The following is a 13,108-nucleotide window of genomic DNA, read 5'->3' on the forward strand; positions in this document are numbered from 1 at the left end:
AAAAGAAGCCGGCGTTTACCGACTTCTCATGCGCTCGCTAATTCGTGCCGATGAACCTGAATCGATTTTTGCGCGTTAATTTATTTGGCTCTATGCGCTAGTTTGGTTCGCAGATATTCTTAATAAATTCATTGACGACAGACACGTGCTTATGTTTGGATTGAAATCCAATTAATATCTCGTTACGAATGCCCATATGTTCGAGCACCGTCCTCCATTTTGGTTCTGTCGCTTTATCATGCCTCAGCATGTAAGTCGGAAGAAGACTCACTCCCAAGCCTGCTGCAATCGCGCTTAAGATTAAATGCATATTCGGTATGACATGGACTGGAACAATTTGCGGGCTAGTCTTAAAGAACTCTTTCCAATACCCGCCTATTATCGGGAGTTCAAGACCGTAGCTAATCCATTGCTGATGCAATAGCCATCGTTCTATGTCCTTTACATTCGAGAAGTTTGGCACCTGTAAATCGAACGGCGCAACGATAACGAAGTGACCTTCCATTAGCCGGACATATTCAATGCCAGGTGTCGAAAACTTCTTGCACGTTATAATAATATCTACCCGATCTGCTTTCAGAAGATCCGGCAATTGGTCAGCATCGTCGAAGTACGTTATGGTATTCAATTCCATCCTTGACATATGAGCCATAATATTTTCAATGAACAGCTCCGGTGTCGTACCAATCTTGATCGTCTTGATTGCAGGAGAAGAACGTAAATTCAATTCCATCGTCTTTTCTTCCAAGTACTCAATATGCGGCGACAAATACGAATAAAGTTGCTTGCCTCGTTCGGTAGGAGACAGCTTTCGCGTTGTACGAGTGAACAACAGTTCCCCGACTTCGGCTTCAAGCGAAGCGAGGTGCTGGCTCATCGCCGGCTGCGTCATCATCCGAGTCTTAGCGGCCTCCGAAACCGAGTTATGTTTAAAAATGGCGATAAAGCTTCTATACCATTCAAAATCCACCATAATTACTCCTTCCGTCTTTGGTAATGAACCCATTTCTATGGATTACGTGATTGGTATACAAGCATTTTCATTGTAAATTTTTTTGCATCTATACAACAAATTACAAAATATGAAGCAACGCATAAAATATTTTATAAAATTATCCATTAAAGCACTTAGCTCAATCCTAGTTATATGCGTGGTTGTCATATGATCCCCGTTACCGACATCCCGCCATCCGACGCTCAATTATGATGAAACGAAGTTGAACAAAAGAGGAAAAGACTGCCTCAGGCAGTCTTTTCCTCTTGCGGCGAAACGCCATTTATCGATTTGGTAATACGCGGCAGATGCCGTTCAAAATTTCGGGCAGGTTATTGTTGGCGCTGACTCGCCGGTAATGCTGCGAGCCTTTGATGGCCGCCAATACCGTCGACGCAATTGCGAGCGTGTTCGTTTCGTGGCACGTCTCTTCGGCGATCACTTTCTTTACGATCTCCAGCTCCAGCAGACAAATCTCTTGCATTTTGAGTCGCATTTGTTCCGGCAATACCACGAAATCTCCCTGTAAGGACAATATCGGGCAAACCTCGTTTTCCGCGAACCGCTCTGAATGCAGCATAGCAAATTTGGCCAGCTTTTCCTCTACCGTAATCCGCGAATGCATCATTCTCGAAGAGAACTCAACGAGTCTTTGGTAAATCCGCTGCAGCACGGCAAGTCCCAAATCCTCTTTTTTCGCGAAATAGTAATGGATGTTTGTTTTCGTTACGCCAAAACGCTTGGCAAGCTCGTCATAACTAAACGATGCATAGCCCTTTTGTCTAATGAGTTCCTCTGTATAGTGAATAATTTCGGATTTCATGTTGTTTTCCATCCCATTAATAGCGTTCATTCGCGTTTAACCACGAGGTTATTGTAAACCGCAGCATCCCATTAAACAAATCGCGAAAATAGCATCCGGCCATAAATATATTAATAAGTCGGGTCTCAATAAAAACTAAACGACCGCTCCCCGGCAGAATACCGGGAAGCAGTCGCAGCTTAGAACGCTTTTATCGTTATCTGCTTACGGGGCTAAGTCCATGTGCCCGACAGCATCTCCGGCGTGCGGAGCTTCACTCGTGCATGCGACCCGCAGAAAGAATCAGGCCGTGCAGCACTTTGGCTGCGGCTTCGCGAGTCGTCGCTTCGGCCGGCTGGAAGTAGCTGCCGCCTTTCAATTCGACGCCCTTCATCAATCCCGCGTCGGTGACGAGCCGAATGCTGTCTTTTGCGTAGCCGCTGAACGTTGCGGCATCGGCATAGATGCGCGGTCCGCTCGTATTCGGCTGCTCGAGATCGACGAGCTTGACCGCTCTGGCCAGCATGACCGTCAGGTCTTGACGGGTAATGGCGGCGTTCGGCATGAACCGGCCCTCCGAGCCCGTGACGAGTCCGGCCGCGTACGCCGTCGCGACGTCGGAAGCGAACCAATCGCCGCTCTTCACGTCGCCGAACGGCGCAGCCGCTGTTTGCGCCGGCAAGCCCAGCGTACGAACGAGCATGGACGCGAATTGCGCGCGGCTCACGTTCGCCTTCGGAGAGAAGGCATGCTCGGACGTGCCGTTCAGCAGGAACTTATCCGCGAGCGATTGGATCTCCTCGCGTGCCCAGGACTTGTCGATATCGGCGAACGCGACATGACGCGACGCCGCCGCGTACGTCGAGAAGCCGGGTCTGCGAACGGTCAAGATGGATGCGCCGTCGCTGGTTTTGGCGATAGCGGCCGGCACCGGATAAACCTTGCCGCCTTCGAGATAGAGCGCGCCCGCTCCGCTCGTATCGACGTCCTTGTCGATCAGGAACGATCTCGCTGCAGCTTCGCCGGCTTTCAGCGCAAGCGGCTCGGAAGCGTCGCCGTTAACGCTGCTTACCTCGAAGACGTAAGGCGTTCCGAGAATGGAGGCGTCTTTCACCTGCTTCGTAAATGCCGATTTGCTGTCGTCATCCTTCTTGATCGCGATGACAACGTCCGCGCCTTCGGCTACCGAGCTCAAAGCCGAGAGCGGCAGGGAGACGGAAGCGTCGTTCCACGCGAAGACGATCGTGCCCGTAAGCGCCGCTTCCTTCAGCTGCTTCGCCTGCGCGGCCGTGATCGTCAGCTTCGCGGAAGAAGCATCCTTGGAAGCCGCTCCGATTGTCAGCGCAACGAATGACTTCGCTTCTTTAAGCGCGGCCTGAAGGTCGGCGTCCTTGACGGACACGGACAATTGCGTGCCTTCCAGGCTCGATTGCGCCTCGATGGCGATGCCGGTTTGACCTTTGTCGATTACGGATACCGCGACATCTTTATTGTACGCCGAGTCGTTCGGCGTGATCGGGAAGCTCGGGTAAGAACCCGGGTCCGTCGGCGGCGGCGGCGTGCTGCCCGTTTCTCCGCTCACGTAGAACGTTCTGAATGCCGCGCTTTGGTCGACGAGCTCGTAGTTCGCATCATATTCCGAGCCGATGAGGACGATCTTATAACGCCCTTCCGGCAACTGCTCGTTATAAAGATTGCCGTTGCCCGTGAAGACGCCGACATTATACGAACCGTCGAATTCCGGTACGACGAATTCGGACGGGAGCGGCTTCAGCTCCTCGGTCTCTTCGTCGAGGTCGAAATCTTCGGCCAAGACGCCGATCGGCTCGTCGTTCATATCGTAGATTGCGGCATACATGTGGTTGATTTTGCCCGTCGGGAGCGACGCCGTAATGTCGATCGGCGCATCCTTGGACACGGTCGTGCTGCTGAGCGCCACGTTCTGGATCGGGAAGTCGTTGTCTTCGGACGATTTGCCGACGTGAATGACGAACGGCAGGTGCAGCGAAGGAACCCCATTGCTCTCGAGCAGCACTTCGCCCTCGTACACGCCGTCCTTCGCCTGTGCGCCGACGGACGCAGACAAGTTGAATTCGACGATGCCATTCGCGCCAACCGAGATTCGATTGCCTGCAAGGCCGTTCAGCTTCGCCGTGATCGCACCGGCGTCCGGCGTCGAAATCGGATCATGAGGGTCGGACGTCACCGACGGATGCATGACCACCTTGGCGTCGTAAGCGACGGACGCGTTCGACAGATTCTTGACGCGCAGCGGCTTGCTTTCCGCTTCGGCGCCCGGCTTCAGCATGCCGAAGCTGACGCTGCTCGCTCATTTTGTCGTCGTAAATCGTAATTTCGTCCAGCGATTCGATAATGGCGCGCGTGTCGATCGCGTTCATGACGTCAACGCGCCCCGCGCCTTGCGAATAAACGTCGTACGGCGTGCCGTCCTCGTCGACGAGCTCTTGCGCGGTATTCGCCAGCGCCGCGCGGATATCGGTCGGCGTCCATGTCGGATGCGCCTGCTTGATCAGCAAGGCGAGACCCGCCACATGCGGCGTCGCCATGCTCGTGCCGCTCATCTTGGCGTAAGCCTTGTCGTAGCTCGCGTTCGGATCAGCGATTCCGTAGGCCGGCACCGTGGAGAAAATCTGCACGCCGGGCGCGCCGAGATCCGGCTTGATGCCGTAGTTGCCATCCGAGTTCGGGCCTCTCGAGCTGAAATCCGCCATGCGGTCGCCCGCCAAGGCTGCCTGCTCGAAGTCGTTCTTCATCGTGTACTGCAGCGTTTCGTTCGGGTGCGCCTTCAGCTCGCGGGCCAGCGCGCGCCCGGTCGTCCCCGCCATGTCGAACGTCGGGATATAGTCGTAACTGTCGCCAAGGAATGCGATCGGACCGATCGGTCCGTTACGGGACGGAATGTCCTCCGACAGGTCGGGTATAGCGATCTGCGGGTCAACGGAGTCGCCGTTGAAGATGACGGCAGCCTTCGCGCCATGCTTGGCGGCATTTCTCACTTTCTCGTCGAACGTAAGAATGCCTCGGGAGATGAAGACGATCTTGTCCGACAGGTCCGCCGAGTCGAGTCCCAAGTCCTTGTACTCGTCATTCGACCCGAGACCGACATAGACGCCTTCGATCGGACCGTCGCCGAACATCTCGTTGAAGTCCTCCTTGTCCGTCGTCCAGCTCATCAAATCCAAATGCGCTTCGTTCGCCAAGGAGCCGGCCTCGCTGCGCACGCCTCCCCCTACGCGGATGCTGTCGCTCGTGGCCGCGCCGACGGATATGGCCAGCTGCGCCGCTGCCGGCGAACCCATGGAATAATAATATTGATTGCCCGTGCCGGCGTTGCCGTTCGCGACAACGGCAACGACGCCTGCCAGCACGGCGTTGTTCACCGCGATGGCGTCGGGCGAATCAGGATCCTTCTCCAGGTCGCTGCCGAGGGACAGATTGATGACGTCCATCTTATCTTCGACGGCATGCTCGATCCCGTCGATGACTTCCGCGGACGTGCCGCCTTCCGGCCCGAGCACCTTGTAGGCGTACAGCTGCGCGTCGTAAGCGACGCCCTTCTGCATATGCCCGGCCGTCGCGTTCGAAGCCGTCCCGGCGATCGTGCCCGATACATGCGTGCCGTGATGAGACCCTTCGTAGCCTTTCGTCGGCAGATCCTCGTACGGGTCATCGTCCTGGTTGACGGCATCGTAGCCGCCTTCTTCGTAATTGCCGGCGAGATCGGGGTGCAGGTAGTCGATGCCCGTATCGATGACGCCGACCTTCAAGCCTTTACCCGTGATCCCCCGTTCCCAAGCTTTCGTGACGCCGATCTGCTCAAGCGGTACCGTGTCGATGGAAGGCGAGCCCGCCGCTGCGGCATGATAGCTGTCCGGCAGGTCGGCCGGATAGTAGCGGATGTTCTTATGGATGGACTTCACGCCCGGCAGCTTGGCGAGCTGCGGAATCTGGTCCGCGCGGACCGTGATCTCCATCCCGTTCAGGACGGTGTCGAAGCGGCGCTCGATCTTAAAGGGAACGCTGCTCGTCTGCGCGCTGCGGACGAAGGCATCCTGCTCGGACTTCACGGCCGCCTCGGTCGATTCCGCTGCCAGCTTCTTGAAGCCAAGCTTGCCCGCGTACCGGCCTACCGCTGCGGGCTGGCCGCTGAACTGGACGATAACCTTGATCTCGCTGCCGGATCTGGTGTTGATGTCTTCGGCCACGTACGCTTCGCCCGGAGCCGCGCCGATCGCGGCTTCCGGTCCGGCCGCTTGCAGCAGGCGGGTTGCCGCCCGCAGGCTTTCCTTGGTAACGAAGGTTTTATCCATCGGAGCGGCATGCGCGGCAGGCAGGCTCGGAATGGCGAGACTCCCTGCCAGCAGCGAGACCGTCGCGAGCGACAATGATTTTTTGAGAAGTGTTCGATTCACGTTCGGGTTCCCCATTTCGGATCAGATTAATAGCCTCGCGCGGTTAGCTCAAATTCAGGACATCCAAACCGTCGATGGTGACGATGCCGCCTTTCGACTTCGGATTCGCTTGGCCCGCATGCACGATCTTGATCTTGTGCAAGCCGGCGGCGAGCTCGCCCGACGTGAAGACCGGCACCTGATAGCGAAGGGTGTCGCTGTATAGATCGACCGGCGTCGGCGTTACGGAACGGCCGTCGATATAGATATTCACCATGCCGCGGTTGCTGCTCGTCGTCGACCAGAGCGTGACCTTCGTGCCCGTGAAGCCGAATTCGGCGGCGCTGCCTTGCGTCGTAGTATAGGTCTCGGAGCCGTCCGGATATTGCTTGCCGTATTTGATTGCCCACGGACCCGTATAATTCGCGGATGTCGCTGTCGGCGAAATCAAGCCGGAGAAGACGAAGGCGTCCACGTTGATTGCCAGAACCGGGTTATCCACACCATTCCGGCTTGCGGAACGAATTTCAACGTCATGATGTCCGTTCTGAAGCACCATTTTGAATAAGGACTGCTTCGTCTGCGACGTCTCGCTCTCCAGATTGGGAGTGCCCGCCTGCAAGCCGTCGATCCAAATCTCGGAGCCGCTTTGCATGTCGTTCATCGTACCGATCCATTCGAACAGATTGCCGCGGAAGCCGAATTTGACGGAACCTTTTCCGGTTAGCTGCTTCATGGTGCCGCCCGAATAAGAGGCATCCGTTACCGTCTTCCAATCGCCCTCGTAGGTCAGCGACGGATCGTCGTCCTCCAGCAAGGTAGACGCATTGCCGTAGTCGACGTTCAGCGTATAGTTGCCGGCGCCGTTGACGGCATAAATATTGATGTAATACGTGCCCTTCTTGGGCGCGCGGTACGTGATCGATTCCGCGGACGTGCCCGGTTTCTCGGAATACGCGACCGCTCCCTCATTGCTCGCGACCGTCGTCGCGGAAGCATCGTACAGGATAAGATCGAAATCCGTGCCCGCATCGCCCGTCAGCGAGAAGGTCGCTTCCTCGCCGGCGCTTAGTTCGACGGAATAGACATGGTTCGGATCGTTCGCATGATCAAGCTTGCCGCCGATGGACGGATCGATCAGCGTCATGCCCGGGATATCCTTGTTCCACAGCGCGCGATACGCGCTGATGAGCTTGCCGCTCGCCGTATTCGTTTTGTCGCCGCCGTTAAGCGTTTTGCCGCTCGTCACGATTCGTTGCTTCATATCCGCGGCGCTCATGTCCGGATACTGGCTTTGCACGAGACCCGCTACCCCCGCAGCGTAAGCGGCAGCGTACAGCGTGCCCTGCACGTACGAATATTTGCCATTGTTGTTCTTCAGGTTGACGGTGGTCATCCCCGGCTTGTTGCTGATGACGAGATCGGCAAACAGCGAGAAATCCATCACTTTATAAATTTTTCCGTCATAGATCGTGCCGGGAACGCCCCAGGACTTGAACATCCATCCGCCTTCCGCGGCAAGCGTCAAGCCTAACACGTCCTGCACGAACGGGGATTTCGCGATTTGATCGATGGCGTCCTGTCCGGTCAGCATGAGATGTCCGCCGCCGTTCAGATAGTCGGTCAAGTCGGCTTGATCGCGAGCGGTAATCAAGGGGGCCGTTTCGGATATGGCCGCTATTCCGGTGGACCAGATGACGACGTCATACTGCTGCAGCTGTTCGAGCGGCGGACCGTCTGCGGTCTCGTCCTGCGTCGTGAACGTATCGTACGCATAGCCTGCTTGCTGCAGCAGTTCCGGATAGACGGTCGAAGGATCGTTCCCCCAATCGAAGGAGCCGATGCCGATACCGCCATCGTCGCCGCCGCGTTTGCTGTCGTTCACGAGCAGGATTTTCGGCGCCTCGGCGCCTTCCGGCTTGAGATAGTCCATCGCGCGATCGAACATATCCTGGCGTTGACCGACATATTGCGGGTCATCGGCCGGGATTTCTTCGAACCCGATGCCGTTGTAATAGGCTTTATAGGTGCCGTTGTCGATTTGGGCCGCATAGCCGGCATCGACGCCTGCCGTCGTCGAGATGATCAATTCGGACGGCGCGGAAACATCGACGGAGGTTTGGCCGATCGCGGCAAGCACGGACTGATTGCCCTGAACATTGACGCCGGTTACCGACAGCATGTTCGGGCTCGGATAGGAAGCCGGATACAGGGGATTCACATCCGTATTCAAGATCTGTCTGCCGGTGCCGTCGCCGGCCGGAGCCACGAACAACATACGGGAGGCATTGATCGCGTCTTCGATCAGCTTGCTCTTGTAGGCGTACACGATGCCGAGCGTGGCGATCTTCACCCCGTGCGCCTCGGCATAATGAATGGCGTCCACGATATCCGTGAAGTAGCCCCCGTCAGGCGCAACGACCTTGAGCGGCATGACGTTCACGTTCGGCGCTATGCCGGCGATGCCCTCGTCGTTGTTCATGGCCGCGGCGATTTCGCCGGCGACCGTCGTGCCATAGGTGTCGCTCAAGCCGTCGCTCGTATCGAATACCGTATTATCGTCGTGCGCGAAGTCCCAGCCGTTCACGTCGTCGATATATCCGTTGCCGTCGTCGTCGATGCCATTACCCGGAGTTTCCTTGTCGTTGGTCCAAATTTGACCGACCAGATCGGGAACTTCGGTATTGGTGCCGTTGCCGATGACCGCGATGGTGACATCCCTGCTGCCTTGGGTAATCTCCCAGGCTTCCGGCAAATCCATATCGCTATCAGGGGTGCCGCCTGGGACCGTGCCTTCATTGAGGGCTTGTCCGGTGTTGTTCAGCCCCCACTGCTCGCCGAACAGCGGATCGTTCGGCAATGCCGGGGAGTCGCTTGCTTTCGCGACCGCCGCGGGGTCTGCCGCTTCAGAGGCGGAGACATCGGTCGCTGCGGACGCGGGGTCTTCCGCCGGACGGAACAGCTGCGGATTCACCGCGGAAGATACTTTATAATCGGGCTCCGCGTACAGGACGTTCGGATCCTTCAACAGCTCTTCAATGACGCTATGTACGTCGGCCCCGTCCGCGAGCTTCAGCAGCTCCGCATCCGGAACCGGCAGCGGACTGGCGCCGGTAATTTGCGCGGACAGCGACTCAGCCCGGACGCTGGCGCCGGTCGACCGATACTTCACGATGACGCGGTCGGCGGCATATTCGGACGTCTCGGGAAGCATGCTTGCGAACGGAGGCTGCACGGCGGTAGACTGCACGGCTGCGGACGGCGGCGAGTCTACGGAAGCCGGTCGTTGAAGCGCGTCCCCGGTGCTCCATTGACTTTTTCGAAGCTGGTCTCGGTGCTGGGGCTGCATCGCTAAGGCTGGCGTTACGAGTCCGAATGCCAGCATCGCGGATAAAATTGCAACGGTTGCTTGCTTGCTTTTCCTGGTCAAGCCTCGTCATCTCCTTCGTTGGATGAAGTTAAATTCATAGCGAAATTACCTTGAATTTGAGATATTTTCGAAAAGAAGTTTACGATCGAAGTGCTTCTAATCGGGACCTACTGAACTTATAGATATTATTCTCTTTTTTATATGGTTTCGCTTATCATTACGTGAATCCAAATGAGGAATAAGGCGCAGTGAAGACTCGTGTAAGCGGCAACATGCTGGGAGGCCATACATAATCATTTTATGAAATCGCCTGAACTTCTCTCGATGCTGGCTTATTGATAAATAAATTAATGATTTGAATAATTTTAATGATGAATGATGCCGGATATCCAAGCAAACAATATTTACGTGCTTGACCGAGGTATTCGAATACGTTGCTCTTGTTGTCATCCTAAACCACGAACAGCCGTTTCGAGGGGTACTGCTTTTCGCGTCGCGCGTTCAAAGAGAATTAGGATTGAAAAATAGGCGGCGTTTGAATGACAACACGACTTTTGGCATCCCAACCACTTACGGCATCCCAGAAAATAATGAAAGGATGGAAAATGCACCACAACAGTCTAATCGATCTCGTGGCTCAGCTGCCTGATTCGAGCGGCGATTGACGTCCCTGGGAAGGTGGTTGGACCACGCTGAAGCTAATACATCATCTGGCCTGGACGCCCGAATTCTTTTTCGCCCAGATCGAAAAGCGTGACATGAACATCCCGCCCGTTCCGTCAACCATTCCGGAGGCGCGCGAGCTCGTAAAGCGCCTGACTGGGGTCACGGAGCAAAAACTGGCGTCCTGCACCGATTCCGACCTTCAAAAAGTGGCCACGATCAACATTAACGGCGTTGATGTCACGGAGCCGATCGAAGAAATGTACCATCGCCTAGTCGCCCACGAGGCCCATCACAAAGGACAGCTTTTCGTCTATGCTCGCGAGCTTGGCGTTACCGATGTGCCGTTCTACGTTGACTTGAATGTAAAATAACAAATCGCAAAAATAGTCGACGCAGCTCCTAAAGCTTCGATGAGGCACTGCCTCCAAACATTCATAGAGGAGATGTATCATGAGCGAAGGTATTGAAAACAAGGTCGTGCTGATCACGGGTGGCGGCACCGGTCTCGGAGCGGAGACCGCCCGCCTGCTCGCATCCAAGGGAGCGATCGTGGCGGTGGCCGCGCGCCGGAAGGACAAGCTCGACGAAGTGGTTGCGCAGATCACGAAGGCTGGCGGCAAGGCCGGCGCCTATCCGCTCGATGTGGTCGACAAGGTGCAGTTCAAGTCTGTCGTCGATGCGGTCATTGCCGATTTCGGCAAGCTGGACGTGCTCGTCAACAACGCAGGCCTTATGCCGATCCGTCCCATGGCCGAAGTGAACACCGACGAGTGGGACGCGATGATCGACATCAACATCAAGGGGGTACTGTACGGCATCGCCTCTGCCCTGCCTTATTTCCTTGATCGGAAAAGCGGTCACTTCATCAACGTCAGCTCGGTTGCCGGGATCAAGGTCTTCTCGCCGGGCGGCACCGTCTATTCGGGGACGAAATTCGCGGTACGCGCGATTTCCGAAGGCTTGCGTCATGAAGTCGGCGACAAGGTCCGGGTGACGTCCATCGAACCCGGTGCCGTGGAAAGCGACCTGAAGTTCAACACCACGGGTACCGCGCAGTCCACCGTGTTGGATTTTTACAAACAAGCCATTCCGGCCGGCTCGGTGGCGCGGGCCATCGCCTATGCTATCGAACAGCCGGCGGAGGTCGATATCAACGAGATCGTTCTGCGTCCTACCGCGCAGGAATTCTGATCCCCCCAAGCGCACGCGCAGTATGGATTGCAATTCGAACGCTTTCGTTAAAGATCAGGTCATACGCACCCAACGGAGGCCGAAAATAGTGCAATAAATTCGAAGAATTCGAAACCCGCCAATGAATCAACTGGCGGGTTTTGAATTACCGGTTATTAAAGTTTGCCGAAAATCCTAAATCCCTCTCCCCACCTCTTCATCCCTCATAACGACGGGTTATGCCCCACCAAACATAACGCTAGTACAATCCATGGACGCGTAGTGCTACAGTATGGCTACGGAAGAAACGACATGTTGCCGCCGAGCAAGTCATTGGCCGTTTAGGTCAACTGTCATTGGTCTTGCCTGTACGACTTGACCTATTCGGGTCGAATAAATCCGCAGAGATTAATAGTAAAGATAGTTTTGTCTTTACGGAAATTGAGCATAGAAAACAATTAAAAAAGGAGCCAAGAATTCGCATGTACAATTTGTTTAATGAATTTAGGATGAAAGGATTGGAACTTAAAAATCGAGTCGTCATGCCGCCGATGTGCCAATACGCCGTCACGGCTAAAGACGGCATCGCTAACGAGTGGCATTATATGCACTATGTGAGTCGCGCGATTGGCGGGGCGGGACTCATCATCATCGAGATGACGGATATTGAACCGGATGGCCGTATCACGGACTTCGATTTAGGTTTGTGGTCCGACGAACACATTGCTCCGCTGAAGCGCATCGTCGATGCCTGCCATCAATACGGCGCCAAAGTCGGGATTCAAATCGCGCATGCGGGCCGCAAAGCCGAAGACGCGGAGATTCCAGTCGCCCCTTCTTCGATTCCGTACGATGAGAAATCCAAAGTACCGCAGGCGCTTACGTTCGACGAAACGAAAGCCATGGTAGAGAAATTCCGCATGGCCGCAGAACGCGCCGTCAAAGCCGGCGTGGACACCATCGAGCTCCACGCCGCTCACGGTTACTTGATTCACGAGTTCCAATCGCCCTATACAAATAAGCGAACGGACGCGTACGGCACAGATCTTGCTTTGTTCGGCCGAGAAGTGATTGGCGCCGTGAAAAGCGTCATGCCGGAAACCATGCCTCTTATTATGCGCATTACGGCTCAAGAATACGTGGAAGGCGGTTACGGCATCGAAGATAGTATCGCGTTCTCCAAAGCCTATCGGGATGCCGGCGTGGACATGTTCCACGTAAGTTCCGGAGGCGAAGGCCCGATTCTGGCACACGGAAAACCCGGCACGCACGTGGCCTACCAGGTACCGATGGCTAGAGCAGTGAAGAACGCCTTGAATATGCCCGTCATCGCCGTCGGAAGGCTGGATGATCCTTCGCTCGCGAATGCCGTCATCGGCAACGAGGATGCCGATCTCGCGGCCATCGGCAGAGGCATGCTGCGCAATCCGTACTGGACGCTCGAGGCGGCTGCCAAGCTTGGCAAGGAAACAACCATCCCGGGCGTATACGGCATCGGCTTTAAAGACTTGGATCGGTAACGATTGTTTTCCAAATACCGATTGCCGCAACATTATTTGTAGGATCTGACGCGTAACTAAACATTTGCGAACAATACGTATTAGACTGCCTCAAAAAACCGAAACAGCAGCAGCCGTGGACGAGAAAAAATGTCCGAGTCTGCTGCTGTTTTATTGAACAAATGTGCTCAGTTA

General features: G+C 55.5%; 7 protein-coding genes and 1 pseudogene. 3 read left to right on the forward strand and 5 right to left on the reverse strand.

The annotated features are described in order from the left end of the window. Positions 1–97 precede the first annotated feature (97 nt). The 5 genes from AC50YL_RS23820 to AC50YL_RS23840 form a co-directional block, all read right to left on the reverse strand. Positions 98–973, reverse strand: coding sequence for a LysR family transcriptional regulator (locus AC50YL_RS23820; protein WP_494835202.1), 876 nt, complete (start codon positions 971–973; stop codon positions 98–100). 304 nt (positions 974–1,277) lie between these two features. Then, the gene (locus AC50YL_RS23825) at positions 1,278–1,817 is read right to left on the reverse strand and encodes a TetR/AcrR family transcriptional regulator (RefSeq protein WP_494835203.1); all 540 of its coding nucleotides are present in this window, start codon (positions 1,815–1,817) and stop codon (positions 1,278–1,280) included. Positions 1,818–2,070: 253 nt separating this feature from the next. Next, positions 2,071–4,101: an S-layer homology domain-containing protein gene (locus AC50YL_RS23830; RefSeq protein ID WP_494835302.1), complete on the reverse strand. Its 2,031-nt coding sequence runs from the start codon at positions 4,099–4,101 to the stop codon at positions 2,071–2,073. Then, on the reverse strand, positions 3,983–6,229 hold the full coding sequence (locus AC50YL_RS23835; RefSeq protein WP_494835205.1) for a S8 family serine peptidase: 2,247 nt from the start codon (positions 6,227–6,229) through the stop codon (positions 3,983–3,985). The genes AC50YL_RS23830 and AC50YL_RS23835 overlap by 119 nt, the downstream gene beginning before the upstream one ends. A gap of 43 nt (positions 6,230–6,272) precedes the next feature. Then, positions 6,273–9,638: a S8 family serine peptidase gene (locus AC50YL_RS23840; protein ID WP_494835207.1), complete on the reverse strand. Its 3,366-nt coding sequence runs from the start codon at positions 9,636–9,638 to the stop codon at positions 6,273–6,275. A gap of 617 nt (positions 9,639–10,255) precedes the next feature. Between AC50YL_RS23840 and AC50YL_RS23845 the strand changes: the two are divergent. From AC50YL_RS23845 to AC50YL_RS23855, 3 genes and pseudogenes are all read left to right on the forward strand, one after another. Next, positions 10,256–10,615, forward strand: a pseudogene (locus tag AC50YL_RS23845) (DinB family protein); the annotation flags it as partial. A 79-nt stretch (positions 10,616–10,694) separates the two neighbouring features. After that, positions 10,695–11,435 carry an SDR family oxidoreductase gene (locus AC50YL_RS23850; protein WP_494835209.1) on the forward strand — a complete coding sequence of 247 codons (741 nt, stop codon included), beginning with the start codon at positions 10,695–10,697 and terminating at the stop codon, positions 11,433–11,435. A gap of 461 nt (positions 11,436–11,896) precedes the next feature. Continuing rightward, entirely contained in the window at positions 11,897–12,934 is a 1,038-nt protein-coding gene (locus tag AC50YL_RS23855; protein WP_494835211.1) for an NADH:flavin oxidoreductase/NADH oxidase, read from the forward strand. The last annotated feature ends 174 nt before the right edge of the window (positions 12,935–13,108 follow it).

It is taken from the genome of Paenibacillus sp. J22P277, from assembly GCF_059383675.1.